This is a genomic window from Streptomyces sp. NPDC048462 (assembly GCF_043200175.1).
Classification (GTDB): domain Bacteria; phylum Actinomycetota; class Actinomycetes; order Streptomycetales; family Streptomycetaceae; genus Streptomyces.
Map to the genome: position 1 here is coordinate 14,892 of NZ_JBICXG010000037.1, position 25,502 is coordinate 40,393.

General features: G+C 71.8%; 22 protein-coding genes. 13 read left to right on the plus strand and 9 right to left on the minus strand.

What is annotated here, in order from left to right; translation table 11 throughout:
• The first annotated feature begins 1 nt into the window (after position 1).
• Positions 2-958 (plus strand): 2-phospho-L-lactate transferase, encoded by a 957-nt coding sequence (cofD, locus tag ACGFU6_RS35705; RefSeq protein WP_393616720.1) that lies wholly within the window; start codon positions 2-4, stop codon positions 956-958.
• Complete coding sequence (locus tag ACGFU6_RS35710) at positions 955-2,271, plus strand: coenzyme F420-0:L-glutamate ligase (RefSeq protein WP_393616721.1); 1,317 nt, start codon at positions 955-957, stop codon at positions 2,269-2,271. The genes cofD and ACGFU6_RS35710 overlap by 4 nt, the downstream gene beginning before the upstream one ends.
• A 153-nt stretch (positions 2,272-2,424) precedes the next feature.
• On the opposite strand, the gene ACGFU6_RS35715 is transcribed toward ACGFU6_RS35710, so the two are convergent.
• The 3 genes from ACGFU6_RS35715 to ACGFU6_RS35725 all read right to left on the minus strand — a co-directional run bounded on the left by ACGFU6_RS35715 (position 2,425) and on the right by ACGFU6_RS35725 (position 6,112).
• On the minus strand, positions 2,425-3,405 hold the full coding sequence (locus ACGFU6_RS35715) for a DNA-3-methyladenine glycosylase family protein (RefSeq protein ID WP_393616722.1): 981 nt from the start codon (positions 3,403-3,405) through the stop codon (positions 2,425-2,427).
• 89 nt (positions 3,406-3,494) lie between these two features.
• Positions 3,495-4,586, minus strand: coding sequence for an NDP-sugar synthase (locus ACGFU6_RS35720; RefSeq protein WP_123525664.1), 1,092 nt, complete (start codon positions 4,584-4,586; stop codon positions 3,495-3,497).
• Positions 4,587-4,774: 188 nt separating this feature from the next.
• Positions 4,775-6,112, minus strand: coding sequence for an N-acetylmuramoyl-L-alanine amidase (locus ACGFU6_RS35725; RefSeq protein ID WP_393616723.1), 1,338 nt, complete (start codon positions 6,110-6,112; stop codon positions 4,775-4,777).
• A 138-nt stretch (positions 6,113-6,250) separates the two neighbouring features.
• On the opposite strand from ACGFU6_RS35725, the gene ACGFU6_RS35730 reads away from it, so the two are divergent.
• From ACGFU6_RS35730 to ACGFU6_RS35745, 4 genes are all read left to right on the plus strand, one after another.
• Positions 6,251-7,000: a TIGR03089 family protein gene (locus ACGFU6_RS35730; protein WP_393616724.1), complete on the plus strand. Its 750-nt coding sequence runs from the start codon at positions 6,251-6,253 to the stop codon at positions 6,998-7,000.
• A 233-nt stretch (positions 7,001-7,233) separates the two neighbouring features.
• Entirely contained in the window at positions 7,234-8,763 is a 1,530-nt protein-coding gene (locus ACGFU6_RS35735; protein WP_393616725.1) for an LCP family protein, read from the plus strand.
• A gap of 224 nt (positions 8,764-8,987) precedes the next feature.
• Complete coding sequence (locus ACGFU6_RS35740; protein ID WP_393616726.1) at positions 8,988-10,793, plus strand: LCP family protein; 1,806 nt, start codon at positions 8,988-8,990, stop codon at positions 10,791-10,793.
• A gap of 49 nt (positions 10,794-10,842) precedes the next feature.
• On the plus strand, positions 10,843-12,555 hold the full coding sequence (locus tag ACGFU6_RS35745) for an LCP family protein (RefSeq protein ID WP_393616727.1): 1,713 nt from the start codon (positions 10,843-10,845) through the stop codon (positions 12,553-12,555).
• A gap of 295 nt (positions 12,556-12,850) precedes the next feature.
• On the opposite strand, the gene ACGFU6_RS35750 is transcribed toward ACGFU6_RS35745, so the two are convergent.
• Positions 12,851-13,882: a glycosyltransferase family 2 protein gene (locus ACGFU6_RS35750; protein ID WP_393616728.1), complete on the minus strand. Its 1,032-nt coding sequence runs from the start codon at positions 13,880-13,882 to the stop codon at positions 12,851-12,853.
• 280 nt (positions 13,883-14,162) lie between these two features.
• On the opposite strand from ACGFU6_RS35750, the gene ACGFU6_RS35755 reads away from it, so the two are divergent.
• Positions 14,163-15,527 carry an LCP family protein gene (locus tag ACGFU6_RS35755; RefSeq protein ID WP_393616729.1) on the plus strand — a complete coding sequence of 455 codons (1,365 nt, stop codon included), beginning with the start codon at positions 14,163-14,165 and terminating at the stop codon, positions 15,525-15,527.
• Between the two features lie 60 nt (positions 15,528-15,587).
• On the opposite strand, the gene ACGFU6_RS35760 is transcribed toward ACGFU6_RS35755, so the two are convergent.
• A complete protein-coding gene (locus tag ACGFU6_RS35760; protein ID WP_123525656.1) occupies positions 15,588-16,136 on the minus strand; it encodes an acyl-CoA thioesterase in 549 nt (182 codons plus the stop codon).
• A 119-nt stretch (positions 16,137-16,255) separates the two neighbouring features.
• On the opposite strand from ACGFU6_RS35760, the gene ACGFU6_RS35765 reads away from it, so the two are divergent.
• The 3 genes from ACGFU6_RS35765 to ACGFU6_RS35775 all read left to right on the plus strand — a co-directional run bounded on the left by ACGFU6_RS35765 (position 16,256) and on the right by ACGFU6_RS35775 (position 18,925).
• Positions 16,256-17,566: an LCP family protein gene (locus tag ACGFU6_RS35765; RefSeq protein ID WP_393616730.1), complete on the plus strand. Its 1,311-nt coding sequence runs from the start codon at positions 16,256-16,258 to the stop codon at positions 17,564-17,566.
• 171 nt (positions 17,567-17,737) lie between these two features.
• Positions 17,738-18,001: a hypothetical protein gene (locus tag ACGFU6_RS35770; RefSeq protein ID WP_393616731.1), complete on the plus strand. Its 264-nt coding sequence runs from the start codon at positions 17,738-17,740 to the stop codon at positions 17,999-18,001.
• Positions 18,002-18,244: 243 nt separating this feature from the next.
• Complete coding sequence (locus tag ACGFU6_RS35775; RefSeq protein WP_393616732.1) at positions 18,245-18,925, plus strand: alpha/beta fold hydrolase; 681 nt, start codon at positions 18,245-18,247, stop codon at positions 18,923-18,925.
• A 116-nt stretch (positions 18,926-19,041) separates the two neighbouring features.
• Here ACGFU6_RS35775 and ACGFU6_RS35780 read toward each other — a convergent pair whose 3' ends face one another.
• Positions 19,042-19,848, minus strand: a complete 807-nt coding sequence (locus ACGFU6_RS35780; RefSeq protein ID WP_393616733.1) for a class I SAM-dependent methyltransferase — start codon at positions 19,846-19,848, stop codon at positions 19,042-19,044.
• Complete coding sequence (locus ACGFU6_RS35785; protein WP_393616734.1) at positions 19,845-20,339, minus strand: hypothetical protein; 495 nt, start codon at positions 20,337-20,339, stop codon at positions 19,845-19,847. The genes ACGFU6_RS35780 and ACGFU6_RS35785 overlap by 4 nt, the downstream gene beginning before the upstream one ends.
• A gap of 160 nt (positions 20,340-20,499) precedes the next feature.
• On the opposite strand from ACGFU6_RS35785, the gene ACGFU6_RS35790 reads away from it, so the two are divergent.
• On the plus strand, positions 20,500-21,651 hold the full coding sequence (locus tag ACGFU6_RS35790; RefSeq protein WP_393616759.1) for an MFS transporter: 1,152 nt from the start codon (positions 20,500-20,502) through the stop codon (positions 21,649-21,651).
• Between the two features lie 21 nt (positions 21,652-21,672).
• On the opposite strand, the gene ACGFU6_RS35795 is transcribed toward ACGFU6_RS35790, so the two are convergent.
• Positions 21,673-22,128, minus strand: a complete 456-nt coding sequence (locus ACGFU6_RS35795; RefSeq protein WP_393616735.1) for a hypothetical protein — start codon at positions 22,126-22,128, stop codon at positions 21,673-21,675.
• Positions 22,129-22,342: 214 nt separating this feature from the next.
• Here ACGFU6_RS35795 and ACGFU6_RS35800 point away from each other — a divergent pair, with 214 nt between their 5' ends.
• Both ACGFU6_RS35800 and ACGFU6_RS35805 read left to right on the plus strand, forming a co-directional pair.
• On the plus strand, positions 22,343-23,263 hold the full coding sequence (locus tag ACGFU6_RS35800; protein WP_393616760.1) for a hypothetical protein: 921 nt from the start codon (positions 22,343-22,345) through the stop codon (positions 23,261-23,263).
• 58 nt (positions 23,264-23,321) lie between these two features.
• Positions 23,322-24,089, plus strand: a complete 768-nt coding sequence (locus ACGFU6_RS35805; protein ID WP_393616761.1) for a phosphotransferase — start codon at positions 23,322-23,324, stop codon at positions 24,087-24,089.
• Positions 24,090-24,214: 125 nt separating this feature from the next.
• On the opposite strand, the gene ACGFU6_RS35810 is transcribed toward ACGFU6_RS35805, so the two are convergent.
• On the minus strand, positions 24,215-25,372 hold the full coding sequence (locus ACGFU6_RS35810) for an acyl-CoA dehydrogenase (RefSeq protein ID WP_393616736.1): 1,158 nt from the start codon (positions 25,370-25,372) through the stop codon (positions 24,215-24,217).
• Positions 25,373-25,502: the final 130 nt, after the last annotated feature.

Sequence of the window (25,502 nt, forward strand, 5' to 3'; positions counted from 1 at the left end):
CATGCGCATTGTGGTTCTGGCCGGCGGTATCGGTGGTGCTCGTTTTCTGCGTGGCCTCAAGGAGGCCGCGCCCGACGCGGACATCACGGTGATCGGCAACACCGGTGACGACATCCATCTGTTCGGACTCAAGGTCTGCCCCGACCTCGACACCGTGATGTACACCCTCGGCGGTGGCATCAACGAGGACCAGGGCTGGGGCCGTACCGACGAGACCTTCCACGTCAAGGAGGAACTCGCGGCCTACGGCGTGGGGCCCGAGTGGTTCGGGCTCGGCGACCGTGACTTCGCGACCCACATCGTCCGTACCCAGATGCTCGGCGCGGGCTATCCGCTGAGCGCCGTCACGGAGGCCCTCTGTGCGCGCTGGAAGCCGGGGGTCCGGCTGCTGCCGATGTCCGACGACCGGGTCGAGACGCATGTGGCGGTCGACTCCGACGGCGAGAGCCGGGCCATTCACTTCCAGGAGTACTGGGTGAAGCTGCGCGCCTCCGTCCCGGCGCAGGCGATCGTGCCCGTCGGTGCCGAGCAGGCCAAGCCGGCGCCCGGTGTCCTGGAGGCGATCGCCTCGGCCGACGTCATCCTCTTCCCGCCGTCGAACCCCGTCGTGTCCATCGGGACGATCCTCGCCGTGCCCGGTATCCGGGAGGCCATCGCCGAGGCCGGGGTGCCGGTCGTCGGCCTCTCCCCCATCGTCGGTGACGCGCCGGTGCGCGGGATGGCCGACAAGGTGCTCGCCGCGGTGGGCGTGGAGTCGACGGCCGCGGCGGTCGCGCAGCACTACGGCTCCGGGCTGCTCGACGGGTGGCTCGTCGACACCGTGGACGCGGGCGCGGTGGACGACGTGGAGTCCGCGGGCATCCGCTGCCGTTGCGTACCGCTGATGATGACCGATGTCGCCGCCACCGCCGAGATGGCCCGGCAGGCGCTGGTCCTCGCGGAAGAGGTACGGGCATGAGCACGGCCCCGGACGCCGCGCCCGCGTTCCGGGTGTGGGCGCTGCCCGGGATGCCCGAGGTGCGGGCCGGGGACGACCTCGCGAAGCTGATCGCCGCCACCGGGCCCGGTCTCGTCGACGGTGACGTACTGCTCGTCACCTCGAAGATCGTCTCCAAGGCGGAGGGCCGGATCGTCGAGGCCACCGACCGGGAGGCGGCGATCGACGCCGAGACGGTACGGGTGGTGGCCCGGCGCGGCACGCTGCGGATCGTGGAGAACCGGCAGGGCCTGGTCATGGCCGCGGCCGGGGTCGACGCCTCCAACACCCCCGCCGGAACGGTCCTGCTGCTGCCCGAGGACGCCGACGCCTCGGCGCGGGCGATCCGGGACGGGCTGCGGGACACGCTCGGCGTCGAGGTCGGCGTCGTCGTCACGGACACCTTCGGGCGCCCGTGGCGCAACGGGCTGACCGATGTCGCCATCGGGGCGGCCGGGGTGCGGGTGCTGGACGATCTGCGGGGCGGGAGCGACGCGCACGGCAATCCGCTGAGCGCGACCGTGGTCGCCACCGCCGACGAGCTGGCCTCCGCCGGTGACCTGGTCAAGGGCAAGGCGAACGGGCTGCCGGTGGCGGTGGTGCGCGGGCTCGGCCATGTCGTGGACCCGGCCGAGGACGGCGGTGCGCGGGCGATGGTGCGGGTCGCGGCCGATGACATGTTCCGGCTGGGCACGTCCGAGGCGGTACGGGAGGCGATGACCCAGCGGCGCACGGTGCGCGAGTTCACCGACGAGCCGGTGGACCCGGGTGCGGTGCGGCGGGCCGTGGCCGCGGCGGTGACGGCGCCCGCGCCGCACCACACGACGCCGTGGCGGTTCGTGCTGCTGGAGTCCCCCGAGTCGCGGACCCGGCTGCTGGACGCGATGCGGGACGCGTGGATCGCGGATCTGCGGCGTGACGGGAAGAGCGAGGAGTCGGTCGCCAAGCGGGTGCGGCGGGGCGATGTGCTGCGCCGGGCGCCGTATCTGGTGGTGCCGTGCCTGGTGATGGACGGCTCCCACACGTACGGGGACGAGCGGCGGGACATGGCCGAGCGCGAGATGTTCGTGGTCGCCGCCGGTGCCGGGATCCAGAACTTCCTGGTCGCGCTGGCGGGTGAGCAGCTGGGGTCGGCGTGGGTGTCCTCGACGATGTTCTGCCGCGATGTCGTACGGGAGGTGCTGTCGCTGCCGGCGTCGTGGGATCCGCTGGGCGCGGTGGCGGTGGGGCGGGCCGCGGGGGCGCCTCCGGCGCGGGGGGTTCGGGACGCGGAGGCGTTCGTCGCGGTGCGGTGAGGCTGTGGCCGCCCTTTTTTGGGGGGCGGTGTGTACGGGTGCGGTGCGGGGTGCGGCGGCGGGGGCTGGCTTCGGGGCTCTGCCCCGGACCCCGGGTCCTCAATCGCCGGACGGGCTTGAACTGGCCGGACGGGCCTGAACTGGCTGCGGGGCCTACAGGCGGGCGATGTCGCCTCTTGTCATTCTTGGGGCGTGGCGGGGCGGGGTGTTGCCGGAGAGCATGATCAGGCGGGTGGCCCGGTGGCGCTGGCCCTCGTAGGGGGACAGCAGGGTCAGCATCTCCTCGTCGTCGGCGTTCCGGTTGCCGGCCAGCGCGTGACCGACGATGCCGGGCAGGTGGAGGTCCCCCACCGTCACCGCGTCCGGGTCGCCGTTGGAGCGCTGCAGGGTCTCGGCGGCCGTCCAGGGCCCGATGCCCGGGATCACCTGGAGGCGGGCCATCGCCTCGGTCAGCTCCATGGCGGCGGCCTCCTCCATGCGGCGGGCCACCCGGACCGCGCGCAGGATCGTCGCCGAGCGCTTGCTGTCCACGCCCGCCCGGTGCCACTCCCAGGACGGGATCAGCGACCAGGTGCGGGCGTCCGGCATGACGTAGAGGCCGTACTCCTGCGGGCCCGGCGCGGGCTCCCCGTACTTGCGGACCAGGAGGCGCCACGCGCGGTACGCCTCGTCCGTGGTGACCTTCTGTTCCAGGACCGACGGGATCAGGGACTCCATGACCAGGCCGGTGCGCAGCAGCCGCAGGCCCGGCCGCCGGTGATGGGTCACCGCGAGCAGCCGGTGGCGCGGGGTGAAGGCCTCCGGTTCGTCGGACGCGCCCAGCAGCGTCGGCAGCTGGTCGAGGAGCCAGGCCGCGCCGGGCCCCCAGGCGGCCGCCTCGATCCGTCCTTCGCGGGCGACGACGTGGAGGGTGCCGGGGCCCGCGGGGGTGCGGCTGGCGCGGCGGACGGAGCCGTCGGCGGACATCCGGAAGGTGGGGTCGGCGGGGCCCCGGCGCAGCGGGCCGAGGACGAGCCGCAGGTCGAACCGGCCCGGCGGGGTCCAGTCGCGGGTCAGCGCCGCCGGTTCGGGCGTCGTCACCTGGCGCGGGACGGCCGCGTGGGGGGCGCTGCGGGGAGCGAATCGTCCTGCCACGGGTGAGGTCCTCGGTAGTCGGGGGTGCCTGTCGAGGGTACGGCTGATTCCGGCCAATCGGGGTGTGCTGGGAGAGCGGCTCGCCCCGGTCATTCGTCCGAGGAGAAGCGGACCGACGCGGCGGGCAGATGTGCCCCGCACCAGATCCGGACGCCGTCACGCAGTTCGTTGTCGGCGCCGACCTTGGCCCCGTCGCCGACGACCGCGCCGGCCAGCACCGTACGGCTGCCGATCCTGGCGCCCGCGCCGACCAGGGAGTCGGTGATCACCGCGCCGGGTTCGACGATCGCGCCCGCCAGCACGGCGGAGCCCTCGATCCTGGCGCCCGCGCCGATGACCGCGTCGGCGCCGATGACCGTGCCGCCGGTGAGTTTGGCGTCGGGAGCGACGGTTGCGGTCGGCAGCACGAGCCGGTCGCCGCACCGGCCGGGGACGGCCGGGGAGGGTGCGCGGCCGAGCACCAGGTCGGCGGAGCCGCGTATGAAGGCCTGCGGGGTACCCAGATCCAGCCAGTACGTGGAGTCGACCATGCCCTGGAGATGTGCGCCGGAAGCGAGCAGTCCGGGGAAGGTCTCGCGCTCCACGGAGACCGGGCGGCCGGCCGGGATGGTGTCGATGACCGACCGGCGGAAGATGTACGCGCCCGCGTTCACCTGGTCGGTGACGATCTCCTCGGGGGTCTGCGGCTTCTCCAGGAACGCGGTGACCCTGCCCGTGCCGTCGGTCGGTACGAGGCCGAAGGCGCGCGGGTCCTCGACCCGGGTGAGGTGGAGCGAGACGTCCGCCCCGGAGTCGGCGTGCGAGGTGACCAGTGCCCGGATGTCGAGGCCGGTGAGGATGTCGCCGTTGAAGATGAGGACCGGTTCGTCCGGCCCTGAGGTGAGCCGTGCGGCGACGTTGCGGATGGCGCCGCCGGTGCCGAGCGGTTCGCGTTCGGTGACGTACTCGATGTGGAGGCCGAGCTCGGAACCGTCGCCGAAGTGCGGCTCGAAGACCTCCGCCAGGTACGACGTCGCGAGGACGATGTGCTCGACCCCGGCGGCCCGTGCACGCGCCAGCTGGTGCGTGAGGAAGGGGACGCCCGCTGCCGGAACCATGGGTTTCGGGGTGTGCACCGTGAGCGGGCGCAGCCGGGTTCCCTTGCCACCGACCAGGAGAATCGCTTCTTTTGCCTCTGTCACAGCACTGTCTCTGCTTCCTGCTGGGGCCGGGCCGGGTGAGAAGCCGGTGTCCGATCCCCACCCGGGCCCAGCGGGGATCGGACACCGGCTTCTTCGGCTGGCCAGTGTATGCAGACCGGACGGGGTGTCCTCGGCCAGCAGCCCGCAGCAGGCCCCGGGCGCGGTCGGTGCCCTCGGCTCCTTCCGGGTCAGCGGCCCTGGAGCCGGGCCGAGCTGGTCCGGGTCGTGCCGAGCTTCTTGTAGAGACGCGCTCCGGGGCATTCGGTTGCGAAACCGTCCCGGTGACCTGAGATGACGTTGAGTGTGACCTTCTTTCCCTTCTTGTACTTGTTGCTTCCGCCCGAGACCAGCGTCACCTTGCCCTTCGGGTTGGCCTTGAAGAGGCCGAGCTTCCAGGCGGTGAGCTTGGCGACGGCGTTGACCGAAGCGGCGGGCGGGTTGGTGCCGCTGAAGCTCCCGAGCACCACGATGCCCATGGTGTTGGTGTTGAAGCCGAGGGTGTGCGCGCCCATGACGGCCTTCGTCACGCCGCCGGCCCGGCCCTCGTAGATGTTTCCGCACTTGTCGACGGCGAAGTTGTAGCCGATGTCCCGCCAGCCGTTGCTCTTGACGTGGTAGCGGTAGATGCCGCGCAGCACCGCGGGCGCCTGGGAGCAGCTGTAGTTGTTGCCGGTGGCGCTGTGGTGGACGAAGGCCGCCTTGACGGTCTTGGTGTAGGCGAAGGCCTTCTCGCGGATCTTCTCGTCGGCGCCCCAGCCCTTGCGGGTGATGATGCGCGGGCGGGGTCCGATGTACGGCTTGGCGCCCGGGGCGTAGCCGGCTGCCGCGTCGGTCGCGGACCTGCTCAGGGCGGGGAGTGCGGTGGCCCCCTGAACCGCGGCGCGGTCGGCCCCCGCGGCACCGGTGTCGGGGAGCTCCTGCGGGTCCTTGCCGGGGTCGACGAGTTCGAGGTGCAGCCCGGCGGGCAGCGGTACGGGGCCGGCGGAGGCGTCACGGGTGCCGGCCGTGTCCGGGGCCCCGGGGTCCACCCGGACCTCGACGCCGTCGGACGCGCCGACCCAGAGCGGGGCGGTGGCGCCTCGGACGGCGCTCGACGCGCGTTCGGCGGTGCCGGGGTCGGCGGAGTGCTCGGCGTTGTGCGTCTCCAGGTCCTGCCAGCCGGACCACCGGCCGGTGCCGGTGGAGCGGGTACGGACCTGGGCGGTGCCGTGGAGTTCGGTGTCCACGTCGTCCCAGACGACGCCGACCATGGAGAACGGGTGGACGTCGCGCTCGGTCAGCCCTTGCCCGCCGGCCACCGGCACGGGTTCACCGGGGGCCCGCGCGGAGGCGGTGGACAGGGGGGACAGGGCCAGCGACTGCGTCGAACCGGCCAGTGCGGCGGGTTCTGACGCCTCGGCGGGCACGGAGCCCGCGGTGGTCGAGTGGGCGGGGGTGTCGGAGGCGGCGCCGGCGGGCGCGGCGAGCGGCAGCGCGAGAGCTGCCGCGCAGGTGACACCGATGGAGGATGCAATGAAGGCACGCATACAGATGATCCTTCGCACAATTGGACAACTCCGGCGACCGGTGTTTCTTCCGGCAATTGACGGCCCGTCTGCCGAACCGGTGTACGGGTCACCCGCGGCGCCCCGCCCGGCCCGCCACCGCCACGTACCCTTGCGCGGATGAACGCCAGCGACCGCACCCCTGCCGACCTGCTGCGTTCCGCGCTTGCCGCGGACCCGGCCCGCCCCATGGTCACTTTCTACGACGACGCCACCGGAGAACGCGTGGAACTGTCGGTGGCCACCTTCGCCAATTGGGTGGCCAAGACCGCCAATCTGCTGCAGGGCGATCTCGCCGCCGAGCCCGGCGACCGGCTCGCCCTGCTGCTCCCCGCGCACTGGCAGTCCGCGGTCTGGCTGCTCGCCTGTTCCTCGGTCGGCGTCGTCGCGGAGGTGGGCGGCGACCCGGCCGCCGCCGATCTCGTCGTCACCGGACCGGACACCCTGGACACGGCGCGGGCCTGCCGCGGTGAGCGGATCGCGCTGGCGCTGCGCCCGATGGGCGGCAGGTTCCCGCAGCCGCCCGAGGGCTTCGCGGACTACGCGGTGGAGGTGCCCGGACAGGGCGACCGGTTCGCCCCGTTCGCCCCGGTGGACCCGGACGCGCCGGCGCTGACCGTGGGCGAGGTCGCGCTCAGTTCGGCGGAGCTGGTCGCGCGGGCTCGCGCGGACGGTGCGGGGCTGGGCCTGGGTGCCGGATCGCGGCTGCTCTCGGGGCGTACGTACGGCACCTGGGACGGCCTCAGCGCCGGGCTCTTCGCTCCGCTGGCGACCGGGGGCTCCGTGGTGCTGTGCCGGCATCTCGGGGAGCTGGGTGCGGACGGGCTGGCGCAGCGCGTCGAGAGCGAGCGGGTCACCCTGACGGTGTGACGGCGGCCGGTACGGCGGCGCTCCGCGCGGGAGACGGGGCGCCGCGGTACGACAAGCGGTCCGAGGGCCACCCGTCCGGCCCATCGTGGGCCGAGCCCTCCGGGCGATACGTCAACTCCGGTACATGATCTGCGGTACAGACCACTCAAGGCACAACCAAGCGTGAGGTTCAGCCGTCTACTTCTGCAACCGGCGGCCCATCGCGCCGCCGAACGTGAAGGATGGACGCAGACGTGACCGAAAGTGCCGGCACTCCGGCCGACCCCGACGACTCGGCTGCGGGCGAGGACCAGACGCCGGACGGATCGCCCGGCGCGGAGCGCGGCGGGAAGCCCGCGCCGGAGAACCCCTCGGACAACGTCTCCGGGAACACCTCGGGGGATGCCCCCGGGAACACTTCGGGGGACGCCTCCGACGGTTCCCCGGAGAACACCCCCGCGATCACCCCGGGCGGCGAGACCCGCAGCGGCTCGGGCAGCGGGGCCGGGGGCGGCTCGGGCGGCGGGAACGGCGCCGGGGCCCCGGACGGGTCGCCGCCCGAGGGGCCGGGGGCCGGCCCGACCCTCGACATCACCGTCAAGCGCAAGCGGCACTGGCTGCGGTGGACCGCGCTGGGGGCCTCGTTCGTCGTCCTCGTCGCGGCGGGCGCCGGCTGGTGGCTGTACAAGAAGCTCGACGGCAACATCAAGACGGACACCTCCGCGGCCGCCGAACTCAAGGCGTACGAGAAGGAGCGCCCCGCGTCCGTCGTCCATGACGCGGAGAACATCCTGCTCATCGGCTCCGACAGCCGGGCCGGGGACAACCGCAAGTACGGCCGCGACGACGGCGGCAGCCAGCGTTCGGACACCACGATCCTGCTGCACCTGGCCGCGAACCGGAAAAGCGCCACCGCGATGTCCATCCCTCGCGACCTGATGGCGAACATCCCGGCCTGCCACAAGCAGGACAAAACTGTCAGCAGACCGCAATTCGCCCAGTTCAACTGGGCTTTCGAGTTCGGTGGAACCGCCTGCACCATCCGGACCGTCGAAAAGATGACGGGCGTCCGCATCGATCACTACATGGTCGTCGACTTCAACGGCTTCAAGGACATGGTCGACGCCGTGAACGGCGTGGAGATCTGCCTCAAGGACCCGATCAACGACAGCGCGGCCCACCTCAAGCTCCCGGCGGGCCGCCAGAAGCTCAACGGCGAGCAGGCGCTGGGCTACGTACGGGTGCGCAAGTCGATCGGCAACGGCAGTGACACCGAACGGATGGACCGCCAGCAGCAGTTCCTGGGCGCGCTCGTCAACAAGGCGCAGAGCAACGGCGTACTGCTCAACCCGACCCGGCTCTACCCGGTCCTGGACGCGGCGACGAAGGCGCTGACCACGGACCCGGGGCTGGACACCCTGAAGGACCTGTACGAACTGGTACGCGGCATGCGCAACGTACCGACCGACAAGGTTCAGTTCCTGACCGTTCCTCGACAGCCGTACGCGGCCAACCGGAACCGGGACGAACTGGTACAGCCCGATGCGGACAGGCTCTTCAAGCAACTGCGCGACGACAAGCCGCTCACCGTGGTTCCCGCGGATCAGCTCAACGGCGACGACGGCGGGAACACCGGCCACGGGGAGGGTTCGGAACATTCACAGGATGAAGACAGCAAGAACCGGTCGGGCGAACCCGCGGACGGGGCATCGGGCGCCCGGAGCCCAAGCCCCACACCCACCTATTCGGGTAACAACGCCGCGACCGACCTGTGCAAGCAGTAAAGCAATCACCAAGCAGACATCAACGTTCGGCGTGCAATGGGAAGAATGCCCGGTTGTAAGGGCCGTGGAATATGTCACGCCCATCGCTCGGCGCCGAACCGGACGGATAGTGTGACGCGATCCGGTTGCTCCGGGCCCTCGGGCCGAGCACTTCCGGAGCGAAAGATTGAGCGCCTTATCGGGGGAGGCGCCTCGCGTGGCACCGACGGAGGACTCAAGCAACCGTGGATGCACAAGGCCGTGGGCGGGCGGAAGACATCGATCCCGCAGACCAATGGGTCCTCAACCCGGACACCGGCGACTACGAACTGCGACTGCACCAATCCGGAGGGGATTCGGGCGGCGCCCCGACCACTCCGGCACCTCGCGGCGCCCGGCGCAGAGACGCCGGCCGTGAGGGCGCCGGCCGTGACGACGCGGGCCGGCGACGGGACTCCCCGCGCGACGGCGGCGGACGCGGTGCCGGTCCGAGCCGCGAAGTGCCCAGGCAGGGCGGCCGTCGTTCGGCCCGCGGACAGGACAGCCGCGGCCAGGAGAGTTCGTCTCCGTCCTCGAACGAGAACGGCGCCGGCCGCCGCAAGCGCAAGGCTCCCAAGGCCCGCCGCAAGAAGGCGCTGCTCTGGACGGGCGGCGTGATGGCCTTCCTGCTCGTCGGTGTCTCGGTCGGCGGTTACGTGCTGTATCAGCATTTCAACGGCAACCTGAACACCGTGGACATCGGCGACGCCGGCAACAAGGACGTCGCCACGGCCAACGCGCCCCTCAACATATTGGTCATCGGTACGGACAAGCGGACCGGCAAGGGCAACGAGGGCTACGGCGACAAGGGCAGTACCGGCCATGCCGATACCAACATCCTGTTCCACGTCTCCAAGGACCGCACCAACGCCACGGCGCTGAGCATCCCCCGCGACCTCGTCACCAACATCCCGGAATGCAAGTCCAGGCAGCCGGACGGCTCGGACAAGGTCATCCCGGGCACCGAGAACATCCGGTTCAACGTCAGCCTCGGCCAGGAGGGACGCGACCCGGGCTGCACGATGGAGACCGTCAAGGAGCTCACCGGCCTCAAGGTCGACCACTTCATGATGGTCGACTTCAACGCGGTCAAGGAGCTGTCCACCGCGGTCGGCGGCGTGAAGGTCTGCCTCGCTAAGCCGGTCAAGGACGCCGACTCGCATCTGGACCTCTCGGCGGGCGAGCACACCATCCAGGGCGAGCAGGCGCTGGCGTTCGTGCGGACCCGGCACAGCTTCGCCAACGGCAGCGACCTGGACCGGATCAAGGTCCAGCAGCAGTTCATCGGCTCGATGATCCGGCAGATGAAGTCGGACGACACGCTGACCAGCCCGACGAAGCTGTTCAAGCTCGCGGACGCGGCGACGAAGGCCCTGACGGTCGACAAGGCCATCGGCTCGGTGCCGAAGCTGACCTCGCTGGCCAAGGAACTCACGAAGATCGACACGAAGAACATCTCGTTCGTCACGCTTCCGGTGATCGACAACCCGGCCGAGCCGAAGCCGATCACGGTCGTGGTGGACCCGGTGAAGGCTCCGCAGCTGTTCTCGATGATGCAGGCCGACACCTCACTGACCGAGGTGGCCGCGCAGAAGAAGGCGGCCAAGGGCAAGCAGGACGCGCTCCTCAAGGGCACCAAGGCCGCGGCCGGCGACGTACGCGTCGACGTCTACAACGGCGGCGGGATCCCCGGAGCCGCTCAGCAGACCGTGACCTGGCTGCAGAACGAGAAGGGCGTCCTCAAGTCCACGAACAAGGCCAACGCCCCGGCGAAGGCCGCCAAGACGACGCTCGCGTACGCCCCGAACCAGGCGGACCAGGCGCGGGCGCTCGCCGCGATGATGGGGCTCCCCGGATCGTCGCTCAAGAAGGGCACCACCGATGCCGAGGGGCTCCAGGCGATGGTGCTGACACTGGGGGCGGACTTCAAGGCCGCGGGCACCCCCATCACCGGCCCGGCCAAGATCGACATTCCGAAGGCCAGTGCCGACAAGGCAGAGTGCGCCAAGTGACACCGGGTCACTGCGCGATATCGCGAGTCTGAGCAGCAGGGGGGTCCCGGTGGGACGGAGCAGCACGCCAGGGGAGGGAACACGGCCACGGGTCCGGCATGCCGGGCAACTCGGCTGGGACGACGCTCTCTACGAGGACGGGAAGGGCGACGCCCCGAAGGCCGAGGGGGAAGGCGGCGGCAGCCGTCGCGCCGAGAAGGGCGGGGGCGGCAGCCGCCGCGCCGGCGGCCACGGCGGGCGCCGGGGGCGTTCCCGCCGCGCCGGCCGGACGAAGAAGCGGCGGGTGCTGCGCTGGATCGCCTTCTCCCTCGCCTTCGTCATACTCGGCACCGGCGCCGCCGGTTATCTCTGGTACGAGCACCTGAACGGCAACCTCCGCAAGGGGGCGCGCAGCGCGGGCAACAGCGCGGCGAAGAAGACCGCGCCGAACGCCGCGGGCCAGACCCCGCTGAACCTACTGCTGATCGGCTCCGACAGCCGCAACAGCAAGGAGAACCTCAAGCTCGGCGGGTCGAAGGAGAGCGTGGGCGGCACACCGCTGGCCGACGTGCAGATGCTGCTCCACGTCTCGGCCGACCGGAAGAACGCCTCGGTCGTCAGCATCCCGCGCGACACCCGCGTCGACATCCCCGCCTGCGAGAACCCCGACACCCACCAGAAGTACCCCGCCAGCAACGGCATCATCAACGAGACGCTGCGCGGCGGCCCCGGCTGCACCCTGGACACCTGGGAGAAGCTCACCGGGGTCTACATCGACCACTGGATGATGGTCGACTTCGCGGGTGTGGTGGACATGGCGGACGCCGTGGGCGGCGCCTGGGTCTGTGTGAAGCAGAACGTCAACGACGTGTCCAAGCCCGGTGTGCCCGGTGGCTCCCACCTGAGGCTGACGGCGGGCCGGCACAAGATCAAGGGCGAGGACGCGCTGAAGTGGCTGCGTACCCGGCACGCCTTCGAGAGCGACATCGGCCGGTCCAAGGCGCAGCACATGTACCTGAACTCGGTCCTGCGTGAGCTGAAGAGCCAGAACGCGTTCACGGACACCGGACGGCTGATGAACCTCGCCGAGACCGGGACGAAGTCGCTCCAGGTCTCCGAGGAGATCGGCACGGTGAAGAAGCTGTTCGACCTCGGCATGCAGCTGAAGAACGTGCCGCTGGACAAGATGAACATGCTGACGATGCCTCGGATCCAGGACCCCGAGGACCCCGAGGCCCACGTGCTGCCGAAGCCGGGCTCCGCGGACAAGCTCTGGGGGCTGATCCGGGACGACCAGTCGCTCGACCCGAAGGACCGCGCCAAGGCGAAGAAGAAGGCGGCGGCCGGACCGAAGGCCGGCGCTCCCGCCTCCCTCGGTGTGACCGTTGTCAACGGCACCTCCGGCGACGGGCAGGCGGCCACCGACGGCCGTGCCGGGGTCGTCCGGGACCTGCTGAAGGCCAAGGGCTTCACCGAGGCGGACGCCTCGCCCGATCCCGGCTCGGCGCGAACGACCGAGGTGACCTATCCGAAGAGCTCCGGCGCACAGGGCAGGTCGGACGCGCTGTCGGTCGCCAAGGCGCTCTCGATGCCGACGAGCGCCGTGAAGGAGACCCCGGACGGGGCCGGGCTGACGCTCACGGTCGGCTCGGACTGGCGGACGGGGTCCACGTTCCCGAAGGCCGCGGCGGACGACAGCGACCCGCTGGAGGACACCGAGTCGGTCAACGGTGCCAAGACGGACGAGTGCATGGACGTGTACTGGCCCTACCGCCAGATGTAGCGGTCCGTCCGCGAGTCCGCGGGTACGAACGTGGGGGGGGGGGGGCGGGGCGGGGGGGGGGGCCCCCCCCCCGCGGGGGGGGGCGGGGGGGGCCCCCCCGGGGGGGGGGGCCCCCGCCCCCCGGGGGTCGGGGGGGGGGGGGGGCCGGGGGGGGCGGCGGGGCGGGCGGGGGCGGGGGCCCGCCCCCCCCCCCCCGCGGGGGGGGGGGGGGGGGGCCGGGGGGGGGGGCGCGCGGGGGGGGGGGGGGGCGCCGGCCCCCCCCCCCCCCCCCCCCCCCACGTCTGTGCGGCCGTGCTCAGGCCACCGGGGTGCCCGGCTCGCTGACCGCCGGGCGGCGGCTGGCGATGACGCGCTTCGCCAGCGAGCGCGGGCTGGTCAGGAAGCCGTACCCCCACGACATGTGCATGGTGGCCAGCGCCACCGGGATCTGTGCCCGCGCCTTCAGCGGCAGTCCCTTGCCGGCCGGGACCGATCCGGCGGCGATGGCCGCGACGTACCCGGCCGGGACGAGCAGCGCCCACGGGGTGACCGCGGCGCCGACGACGATGCCCGCCGCGATGGCGACGACGGCGGTCGGCGGGGCCAGGTAGCGCAGGTTGATCGAGCCGGAGTGGTAGCGGGCGACGACGTGGCGCCAGCGGCCGTAGTCCTTGTACTGCTTGGCCAGCGCCCGGACGGAGGGGCGGGGGCGGTACTGCACCCGCAGCTCGGGCGAGAACCAGATCAGGCCGCCGGCCTCCCGGATGCGGAAGTTCAGTTCCCAGTCCTGGGCGCGGATGAACTCGATGTTGTACCCGTCGGCCTTCTCCAGGGCCTCCCGGCGGAAGACGCCCAGGAACACGGTCTCGGCCGGTCCGGCCTGGCCACCGGTGTGGAAGGCCGCGTTGCCGACGCCGATCTTCGAGGTCATGGCCGCGGCGACGGCGTCCTCCCAGGCGTTCTCGCCCTCGGCCTGCATGATGCCGCCGACGTTCTGCGCGCCCGTCTCGTCCAGGAGCCGGACGGCGGTCGCGATGTAGTTCGGCGAGAGCATCCCGTGCCCGTCGACGCGCACCACGACCGGGTGGCTGGAGGCCTTGATCGCGGCGTTGAGCGCGGCGGGGGTGCGGCCGGTCGGGTTCGGCACGGTGTGGACCCGGGGGTCCTCGGCGACCAGTTCGGCGGCGATCTCGTCGGTGCGGTCCGTGGACGGGCCGAGCGCGATCACCACCTCCATCTCACCGTCGTACTCCTGCTCCAGGATGTGCCGGACGGAGTTCCTGAGATGGCGCTCCTCATTGAGCACCGGCATGATCACGGAGACGGCGGGGTGCTGCGCGGCAGACATGTGGTCCTCGGGGGGTCCTCGGGGGCGCCGGGGGTCCGAACCCCACCAGGCGGCGATATTCGGCCGCCACGTTACCGCGAATGGGGGAACCCGGCGCGCGCCGCCGGGTCGCGGACCGGGATGCAGATCGTATGGGCCTACCGTGCGACAGGTCCCCCTTGCACCGCGGAGGTGTCCCCCCGTGCCCACGCCGCACCGCTCCCCCCGTCCGCCCCGGCCACGCGCCGCTCCCCCGCAGCGCAGGCGGCCAAGAAAGCAGGACGAGAGACCACGCTGGGGCATGCGGATGGCGACCGGCCTGTCCGTGCTGGTCCTCGGGGCCGGCGGCATCGGCCATGCCGTCGTGACGAACCTGGAGAACGGGATCGACCGGATCGACCCGTTCAAGGACATGAAGAACCGGCCCGCGGGCGGTCACGGCATGAACCTGCTGCTGGTCGGCACGGACGGCCGCGACCGGATCACCAAGGAGGAGAAGGCGAAGTACCGGCTGGGCGGTGCGCCCTGCCACTGCACCGACACGATCATGCTGGTGCACCTGTCGGCGGACAAGAAGCGCGCCAGCATCGTCAGCCTGCCGCGCGACAGCTACGCCGAGATCCCCGAGCACCGGGACCGGAACACCGGCGAGGAGCACGCGGCCCATCCGGTGAAGCTGAACGCCGCCTATGCCGAGGGCGGGCCCGGTCTGACCGTGCGGACGGTCGAGCACATGACCGGCGTCAAGGTCGACCACTACCTGGAGGTCGACTTCACCAGCTTCATGACGACGGTCGACACCCTGGGCGGGGTGCAGATCTGCACCACCCGGCCGATGAAGGACTCCTACACGGGTCTCGACCTCGCGGCCGGCACCCATGACCTGGACGGTGGCCAGGCCCTCCAGTACGTACGCTCCCGGCACATCGACGGCGCCGCAGACCTGGGCCGCATGCAGCGCCAGCAGAAGTTCATGGCCTCGCTGATCAAGCAGGCGACCAGCAGCGGGGTGCTGCTGAACCCGGTGAAATTCCGCGAGGTCGCCTCGACGATGCTGAAGTCGGTACGGGCCGACAAGGGCTTCGACACGCAGCAGATGCTCGACCTCGGCCAGGCGATGCGGGGCTTCTCCGCGGCCTCCTCCGAATTCACCTCGGTGCCGATGAGCGATGTCGCCTTCCCGGTCAAGGGCATCGGCTCGACCGTGAAGTGGGACCCCACGAAGTCGAAGCAGCTGTTCCAGGCGCTGCGCGAGGACAAACCGCTCACGGTGAAGCGGCCCGAGCAGGCCCCGGCGAAGAAGGTGGACGTGCCGCCGCAGCAGATCCGGGTCCAGGTCTACAACGGGACCCCGAAGGACGGCCTCGGCGGCACGGTCGACACCGCGCTGCACGGCACCGGCTTCGACACCACCAGGGCCCCGCTCAACGCGGAGCTGCGCGATCTCAAGCACACCCTGGTCACGTACGACCCGCGCTGGGACCGGTCCGCGAAGTCGCTGGCGGCGGCGCTGCCGGGGGCGGAGCTGAAGGCGGTGAAGGGCCAGGGCCCGACGATGAAGGTGACCGCGGGCGCGGACTACGCGAAGGTGGAGCGGGTCCGGGCCGAGGAGCCCGATCCGAGCAGGTTCGGGGCCGTCACGGGCGACGAGGTGACCTGCCCGTGAGCCCCCGTATGTAACAGCGGCCCGTGGTCCGTGGCTCTCGGTCCGCGAGCCCCGGGCCCCTCAGTCCTCGATGCCGTCGGCGGCGCGCTTCTCGCGCAGTTCCCGGATCGCGCGGCGCCGGGCCAGCCGGTGCGTACGGCGGATCTGCGCCTCCTGGTAGCGCCGGTTGTCACGCTCGGTCTCCGGGATCACCGGCGGTACGGCGCGGGGACGGCCGTCCGCGTCGACCGCCGCGAACACCAGGTAGGCGCTGCCGACCTGCTGCGCCGGGGTCGACTCGTTCCAGCGCTCGGCCATGACGCGGACGCCGACCTCCATCGAGGAGCGGCCGGTCCAGTTCACCTGGGCGCGGACGTGAACAAGGTCACCGACGCGGACCGGCTCCAGGAAGACCATCTCGTCCATCGAGGCCGTCACGGCGGGGCCGCCGGAATGCCGGCCCGCGACGGCGCCCGCCGCGTCGTCGACCAGCTTCATGATCACGCCACCGTGCACCGTGCCCAGCAGATTCGTGTCGTTGCCGGTCATGATGTGGCTGAGGGTGGTCCGGGAGGCCGCGGTCGGCTTGCCCGGAATGTCGCCCTCCGGGCGCGGGGCCTGATCTGTCATGCCCTCCACCTTATGCGGGGGCTTCGACGCCGTCGCAATGCATCAGCTTCGCAACAGCCGAGGTCCGATTTCCCTTACACCCTGTAATAGCAGTGGGCCCGGCCTGCACACTGGACGGCATGAACGATTGGCCCGAGGGCTGGAACGACGACAACCGCGGCGGCAACCGCTACGGGCAGGGAAGCGCGAGCGACCGGCCCGAGAGCGCCCGCGCGATGCCGCACGTCCAGCGCCCCGTCCCGCCCCAGCAGCCCGCTCCCTCGCAGCGGCGTTCCGCGCCGCCCAGACAGCGGCAGGTACCGCAGCAGCCCGGCGGCTACGACGACGGCCCGCAGTACGACAGCGGCTACAACACGGGCCAGGTCTACGGCGGTAGCAACGGCGGCGGGCGCGGGGGCCAGGGCGGCGGTCCCGGCGACGGCGGATACGTCCAGGGGCGCCCGGCGGCCGCGCCGGACTGGCGGCGCCGGATCAAGATCGGCGCGCTGGTCCTGGTGGTCCTGGTGCTCGGCGTCTCCATCGGTACGTACTTCTGGGCCGACTCCAAGCTGAAGCGCGACGTCGACCTCTCCAAGGTCATCGAGCGGCCGAAGGCGGGCGACGGCACGAACTACCTGATCGTCGGCTCGGACAGCCGCGAGGGCATGACCGCCGAGGACAAGAAGAAGCTCCACACCGGCTCCGCCGAGGGCAAGCGGACCGACTCGATGATGATCCTGCACGACGGCGGCGACGGCCCGACGCTGGTCTCGCTGCCGCGTGACTCGAACGTCGAGATCCCCTCGTTCGTCGGCTCCGACTCCGGCAAGAAGTACGAGGGCAAGGGCCGCACGACCAAGCTGAACGCCGCGTACGCCGAGGACGGACCCGAACTGCTCGTCCGTACCGTTGAGTTCAACACCGGTCTGCACATCGACCACTACGTCGAGATCGGCTTCGGCGGTTTCGCCCAGATCGTGGACGCGATCGGCGGGGTCGAGCTCGACATCCCGAAGGCGTTCAAGGACAAGAACTCGGGCGCGGACTTCAAGGCGGGCAAGCAGACGCTGAACGGCGAGCAGTCCCTCGCCTTCGTCCGCACCCGGTACGCCTTCGCGGCCAGCGACCTGGACCGTACGAAGAACCAGCAGAAGTTCCTCGCGGCGCTGGCGAACCAGACGGCTACGCCGTCGACGATCCTCAACCCGTTCAAGCTGTACCCGACGATGGGCGCCGGCCTGGACACGCTCGTCGTCGACAAGGACATGTCGCTCTGGGACCTGGGCCAGATGTTCTTCGCCATGAAGGGCGTCACTGGCGGCGACGGCAAGTCGATGAACATGCCGATCTCCGGCTCCACGGGCGGCAACCTGGTCTGGGACAAGGCCAAGGTCAAGCAGCTGGTCGAGCAGCTCAACAACGACGAGAAGGTCACCGTCTCCAGCGACTGAGCCGGACACACCGCGAACGGCCCCGCCCCACCGGGCGGGGCCGTTCGCCGTCCCGGCCGCCAGGGGCCTGCGCAGGGCAATGCAGTTGCCTTAGAGCTGCGGGGATCGTTGCCTCGTCTGTGCGGAGTGGGGCGCGGGCCAGCGGGTCAGGCAGCTCCGTACCATCCGTAGGTGATCAACCCGTTCTTCCGCACACCCAGACGCCGCTTCATCACCCTGGCCATGCTGGCTGCCGTTGTCGCCTTGGGGTGGTACGCCGTTCAGCCGGTCTATCCGCGATGCACGATCCACTCAGCGGTCGGCTCGGGGGCCCTCGTGTCCGCTGGCACCTCGGCGGAAGAGATGGAAGCCGTAGCCAGGCAGGCTTACGAGGACGCCTTGGCCGACGGCGCCTGCGGACCATCACACGCCCGATTCCGAGACTGGATTGGCTGACCTGAGCCCGCAGCCCCGACGCGCCGCGGCCCTTGGCGCCGTCGTGGGGGCCTCGGGCTGCCAGAGGCCCCCCACTGCCTTCGCCCGGGCCCGAGCCGAGGGACCGATCGGCATCCTCGGTCCCTCGTCACCTAATCCGTAGGCGGTGACGGGGCTCGGGTTTCCCTGAGTACCGGTCTTCCGGCTCGGCGGTTGCTCCTCGGCTTCGTGGTCTGGTTGAGGGCCCAGCGGCCGGGCTGGACCGTGTCTCGTCTGGCCCGGGTCCTCAGGACGGGCCGGCGGTTCGGCTTCTTGATCGCACGGGGGCACTCCCGGTTGCGCCGGTACACCGGGGCGCTCCACCTGGTCGAGTGGGCCGCGGCGCTGCCCGCCCTGCGCCGCCGTTCCGTGGACGCCTGGCTGGACGGCCTGATGGAGCCGGTCCGCACCCGCCCGGCGCTGGTCGCGCACTCCCTGGCCTGCGGGCCCGCTCTGCGCTTCGCCGTCGACCATCCGGACCGCGTCAGCGAACTCGTCCTGGTGTCACCCGCGTTCCTCCAGGCGCCCCCGCCCCGGCTCACCCGCTCGGCACTCGCCGTTGCGCTGCTGCGCCGGGTGTCCGCCGCCCGGCTGGCCCGGTTCCTCGGCGTCCCCGCCGGGCCGGCGGCCGAGAGCGCGGCGGCGGACCTGCGCCGCCGCGGGGTGGCGCGGCGGGTGGTGGCTGCCATGCGTACGGGGGCGGCCGCGCGCGACAGGTCGCGGGCCCTGCTGGACCGGGTGACCGTCCCGGTCCGGATCGTCGTGGGCTCGGCCGACCCGCTGACCGCCGCCACGGTCCACCCGGTGACCGAGCTCGCCGGGGCCGGGCACTACCCCCAGCTGACCCACCCTGCCGAAGTGGCCCGCCACCTCAGCGGCGCCGCTCCGGCCGGCGAACACCCCTGACGGACAAGGGGAAGGCGGCCGGTCCTCGGACGTCGCACCGGCGGGGAAGAGGGCTGCGGCGGCCGGTCCTCGACCGCCGCACCGGCCGGTAAGGGGGCCGCGGCGGCCCGCCGGCGCTACACCCTGCCCTGGGCCAGCAGCGCGAGGTGCGGGAGGACCAGGTCGCCGCCCTCCGATGCGAACTCCCCGCTCAGCACGTCGTACTCGCGCTTCGCCGCCGCCACGCCCTCCGGTCCCCGGCTGTTGACCAGCTGCCCGATCGCGGCGACCCCGGCGGCGGGGCCCGCCCACCACTCCTCCGGGTCGGTCCGGTGCTCCCAGGACAGCGATTCGCTGCGTACGTCCCTGAGCCCGGCCGCCGTGAGCAGCGCCGCCAGCCCGGGGGCGGTGCGCGGGAAGTTGTGTTCCTCGTCGACGGTGGCCAGCCATTCGGGCCGGACCAGTCCGGCCGCCTCGGCGGCCCGTCCGACCAGTTCCCGGCCGGCGCCCCCGGGCATCTGCCAGATGGTCACGGCGACCCTGCCGCCGGGGCGGGTGATCCGGCGCAGTTCGACGAGCGCGTCCAGCGGCCGGCCCACGTGGTTGAGCACGAAGTTGGCCACGGCCGCGTCGAACTCGCCGTCGGGGTAAGGGAGCTGGGGCAGCGTCCCGATGCGCACCTCCACCCCGGGCGCGGCCCGCCGGGTGGCCTCGGCCATGCCGCGTTCGGCGTCCACGGCCCGTACGACCGCGCCCCGGCCGACGGCGGCGACCGTCACGCTGCCGCTGCCGCACCCCACGTCGAGCAGCCGGGTCCCGGAGCCCACGGCGGCGGCGTCCAGCAGGGCGGGCACCGTATGGGCGCAGAGACGGGCGAAGGTCCGGGCGTAGCTCTCGGCCCGCCCCTCCCAGATCCGCCGCTCACTCACGTCGAACGCGGTCATGCGATACCTCCGGCCGGGCCTTGCGGCTCCGCTTCGTCCAGATCCTCGTGGAGCGCGCGCAGCACCCGCCCCGTGGGCCGCCCGTCGGGCGACAGTTCGGCCAGACACCAGCCGGGCAGCCGGGCCTCGGTCCCGGGCGGCAGATCGCCGTCCGCCGGCCCGCCCAGTCCGTGGAGCAGACCGAACGCGGTCTCCTTCGCGATCTCCCGGGCTATCTCGCCGAGTTCGGCCGGGGTCAGCCCGAGCCGCAGCGCCCGTTCGACGGCCGCGCCCGCAGGGCCGTCCTCCCGGCGGGCCTCGGCCCAGCCGGGCGCCGCCGCGCTCCAGGCGTCGATGTCCTGCCAGACCATGCGCAGGAACCGGAACCGGGCCAGCTGCGGAATGCCCTCCTCGGCCTCCGACTCCGCCCAGCCCACCGCGTCCCCGGCACCCAGCGCCTCGAACAGCCCGGTCAACTCGGCCAGTCCGGGCGGCTCGTAGATGTCCGTCATGGGTAGGGAAGGTACGCCACCGCCCTCGGAGCGGTTGAACCGCACCCGCCCCGGGACCGCACCTCCGGGCCGGACGGCGTCCGCCGCTGTCTGCCACACTGCCGAGGTGACCGTCGCACTCGCCAGGAATCGGAGAGGACCGGCGGTGCTCGCCGCCCTGATGCTGGCCGCGTTCACGTTCAACACGGCTGAGAACCTGCCGATCGGCCTCCTGGAACTCATCGCGGACGGCCTGCACGTGTCCCTGCCGTCCGTCGGATACCTGGTCACCGGTTACGGCGTGACGGTCGCCGTCGCGTCCCTGCCACTGGCGCACTTCACCCGGGCGATGCCCCGGCGCCACGTGCTCACGGCCCTGCTGGCCGCGCTCGTCGTGTCCAGCCTGGTCGCGGCCGCGGCCTCCTCCTACTGGCCGCTGCTCGCGGCCCGCCTGGTGACGGCGCTCGCCCAGGCCCTGTTCTGGGCGGTGATGGGACCGGTCGCGGTGGGCCTGTTCCGGCCGGGGCTGCGGGGGCGGGTGGTCGGGGCGCTGTCCGTGGCCGGTTCACTCGCCCTGGTGCTCGGGGTGCCCGCCGGGACGTGGCTGGGCCGGCAGAGCGGCTGGCAGGTGCCGGTCGCGGTGGTGGCGGCCCTGGGGTCCGTCTCCCTGGTGACGGTCGCCGTCCTGCTCCCGACCTCCCGCCCGGACGAGGGGCACGCGGCGTACGGGAGCCGCCCCGACGCGCGCCGCTTCGGCACGGTGCTGGCGGCCGGAGCCCTCTCCGCGACCGGCGCCTTCGCGGGTTACACGTACGTCGTGAAGTTCCTGGGCGACGTGAGCGGCTTCTCCGGGGGCTCGGTCAACCTCCTGCTCCTGGTGTTCGGCCTCGCCTGCCTGGCCGGAGTGGGCGTCACCGGGCTGCTGCTGGACCGCTTCCCGCAGACGGTGACGGCCGCCGCCGTCGCCATCCAGGCGGTGGGCATGCTCGGCCTGTACGCGACGGGCGGCGACCAGGTTGCGGCGGTGGTCTTCCTGACGCTGACGGGCGGCGCGCTCGGCCCGGTCTTCATGGCCACGCAGAACGAGATGCTGCGCTGCGCACCCGGCCGCACCGACATGGCCCTGGCGGCCAACTCCGGCGGCTACAACGCCGGTATCGCGGCGGGCGCCGCGCTCGGCGGGCTGGTCCTGGCGCACTCCGGCGTACGGGGCACCTTCCTCCTGGGCGGCCTGCTGACGGTCGCGGCCTGGGCGGTCCTGCTGGGCGGGCGACTGCTGCCCTCGGGCGCCGCCGTCAGGCCCGGCACCCGGGAAGGCGCGACGCGCGGCTGACAGCAGGCCCCGGGAAGCCCCTCAGCCGCGCGTGCTGCGGACGAGCCAGGAGCTGAGCATGGTCCGCGCGATGAGCTCCTTGTACGTCTCGTCCCCCGGCAGCGGCACGACGAGCCAGCGGCCGGGCGGGAAGCGCTTCCCCTTCACGTGGGCCGTCCCGCCGTACACGGAACGCAGGAACGCGGGCACGGAGTCGCGGGGGATGTCGTTGAACTCCACCCCGTCCACGGTGATCTTCGCGTCGTCCTCGGGAAACACCTGAACGGTGACGGCGGGCGTACCGCCCAGTTCCACGAACGCCTCGTGCGGCAGCGCCCCGTCCGCGTCGACCACGGCGAAGGCGCCCGCCGAGGAGCGCCGGGAGGTCTGGTCCGCCCCGATGTCGTCGGTGACCTCCGCCTCCAGGTTGTACGCGCGCGCGACCTCGCGCACAGCGGCGACGGCGGCCTCGGTTGTCGGCAGATGAGGGTGTCCCATGGCCACGATCATGCCGCAGTGGGGCCGTCGCCGGGCACCCGCCTCCCCTCACTCGCATGGGTGAAAGGTATCAACTGGGCTGGATTTGAAAGGGGTTGGGCGGCATATGCTCACAGCACATTCCATACCTCACCGCCGCCCGCTTCCGGCACCACCTGAATCGTGAGCCGGAGGCCGCGTGCCGCACATCCGCCCCTCCATCCGAACGGACCTGATGGTCAGCTCACCGCACGAGGCGATGCACCGCATCTTCCAGGAGTACCCGGGCCTGTTCTCCCGTGTGTCCGAAGTGCTGGGCATCGACATCCCACCGCCCACCTCGGCCACCGTCCTGCCCACCGACCTCACCGAGGCCCGGCCCGTCGAACGCCGTGTCGACACACTCCTGCGCATCGAAACGCGGGACGACGAGCCGTTCCTGCTCGCCATCGAGGCCCAGGGCAAGAAGGACCCGCGCAAGACGACAAGCTGGCCCTACTACGTCAGCTACCTGCACAACAGGTACGGCGGCCTGCCCGTCCTGCTTCTGATCGTCTGCCAGGACCACGCCACCGCCGAATGGGCCGCCCGCCCACTCACCATCGGCCTCCGTCAGTGGCCGACGCTTACTCTCAACCCCCTCGTCGCGGGGCCGCACAACATGCCGGTCATCACGAACGTGGCCGAAGCCCGCAAGGACCTCGCGCTCGCCACGCTCGCCGCCATCACGCACGCCGACAATCCGGACGTCGGTGCCATACTGAAAACGCTGTCCGCCGCGCTGCGGGAGGCGCCGGAGGACATCGCCGACCCCATCGTCGAACTCACCGCTCAAGGCCTGGGCAACCGCCCGGCCGCACAACAGTGGAGGAACCTGGTGGCCGTGGATACCTCTTTCTACACATCCTTCATGTCAGAAGAGATCCGGGACGAAGGCCGCGCCCAAGGTCTGGCGCAGGGCCAGGCCCAGGGCCAGACCTTGGGCCAGGCGCAGAGCCTCCTGCTGATCCTCGAAGTCCGCGGCATCGTCGTCACCGACGAGATGCGCGAGAAGATCACCGACTGCACCGAACCCGGGCGCCTGCGCGAGTGGCTCGAACGGGCCGCCACGGCCTCCTCCGCGGAAGACGTGTTCGGGCAGCCGACCGGGCGCTAGCGTGATCGGCGTGACAGTCGAGGGTGAGTCGGCGGACGGCGAGCCGCTGGTCGGCGGCATGGTGAACGTGGGCGCGGTCTTCCGTCGTGGTGCGGTGGTGGAGCGGCCGGCGCCGCGCACGGCGCGCGCCCTGCACGCCCACCTCGTCGCCCTCGATGAGCAGGGCTTCGACGCGGCGCCGACCCCGGTCGCCCTCACCGCGGACGGCCGCGAGCGGCTGACGTACCTCCACGGTGACGTGCCCCTGCCGCCGTTCCCGCGCTGGGCGATGACCGAGGCGGCGCTGAGGTCGGTGGGGAGCCTGCTGCGGCGCCTGCACGAGGCCGGCGGGCGCATCCCGGTCGACAGGAGCGCGGAGTGGCCCCGGGCGCTGTCCGATCCGGAGGGCGGCACGCTGCTGTGCCACAACGATGTGTGCCCGGAGAACGTCGTGTTCCGTGACGGCCGGGCCACCGCACTGATCGATTTCGACCTGGCGGCCCCCGGCCGGCCGCTGTGGGACGTCGCCATGACCGCCCGCTACTGGGTTCCGATGCTCGATCCCACGTCCGCGTCGGCCCTGTACCCCGCCGGGCTGGATGTCATGGCGCGCCTGCGCGTCCTGGCCGACAGCTACGGCCTCTCGCCGCAGGAACGCGCCGAACTGCCCCAGGTCATCGAACAGGCGACCGCGGCCTGCCGGGCCTTCGTCGCCGCCCGCGTGGCGGAAGGTGACCCCGGCTACCTCCGGGCGCTGTCCGATCGCGGCGGCTGGGAACGCTGGGACCGCGTCCAGGAATGGCTCACGGCCCACCGCGAGAGGTTCGCAGCCGCCCTGCTGCCCTGACTGGCCCCGGCCCGCACGGCGACGCGCCCCGCACCGGTCTGCTGACTCGGCTGCGAGGCGCGTGAGCGTGCCGCGTAACGCGTGGTGCGTGATGCGTGATGCGTGATGCGTGATGCGTGATGTCGTTACGGCAGGTTGCGTGCCATGACGATCCGCTGGACCTGGTTCGTGCCCTCGTAGATCTGGGTGATCTTGGCGTCGCGCATCATCCGCTCCACCGGGTAGTCCCGCGTGTAGCCGTAGCCGCCGAGCAGCTGGACCGCGTCCGTGGTGACCTCCATCGCGACGTCGGACGCGAAGCACTTGGCCGCGGCGCCGAAGAAGGTGAGGTCGGCGTCGAGGCGCTCGGACTTGGCGGCGGCCGAGTACGTGAGCTGGCGGGCCGCCTCCAGCTTCATGGCCATGTCCGCGAGCATGAACTGGATGCCCTGGAAGTCACCGATCGGCTTGCCGAACTGCTTGCGCTCCTGGACGTAGCCCTTGGCGTAGTCCAGCGCGCCCTGGGCGACGCCGAGGGCCTGGGCGGCGATCGTGATGCGGGTGTGGTCCAGGGTCTTCATCGCGGTGGCGAAGCCGGTGCCCTCCTCACCGATCATGCGGTCGGCGGGGATGCGGACGTTGTCGAAGTAGACCTCGCGGGTCGGGGAGCCCTTGATGCCGAGCTTCTTCTCCGGGGCACCGAAGGAGACGCCCTCGTCCGACTTCTCGACGACGAAGGCCGAGATGCCCTTGGAGCGCTTGGCCGGGTCGGTGACCGCCATGACCGTGTAGTACTCGGAGACGCCCGCGTTGGTGATCCAGCGCTTCACGCCGTTGAGGACCCAGAAGTCGCCGTCGCGGACGGCCTTGGTCTTCATGCCCGCCGCGTCGGAGCCCGCGTCGGGCTCGGAGAGGGCGTACGAGAACATGGCGTCGCCCTTGGCCAGCGGGCCCAGGTACTTCTTCTTCAGGTCCTCGGACCCGGAGAGGATCACCGGGAGCGAGCCGAGCTTGTTCACGGCCGGGATGAGGGAGGAGGAGACGCAGGCGCGGGCCACCTCCTCGATCACGATGACCGTGGCGAGCGCGTCGGCGCCGGCGCCGCCGTACTCCTCGGGTACGTGGACGGCGTGCAGGTCGGCGGCGGTGAGGGCGTCCAGCGCCTCCTGCGGGAAGCGGGCCTCCTCGTCGACCGCGGCCGCGTGCGGGGCGATCTTCGCCTCGGCGAGCGCACGCACCGTCTCACGGAGCATCTCGTGCTCCTCGGCCGGACGGTACAGGTCGAAATCGGTCGAACCCGCCAAGACTCTCACTCCCCAGGATGCAGCTAACTACCGTTAAGTAACCTAATTTTAGGCGCCCGCCCCCGCAATGGCATACGAGCTGGGGCCGTGAGCTTCGCGACAGCCGGAATGGAGCGATTCAGGGGCACGA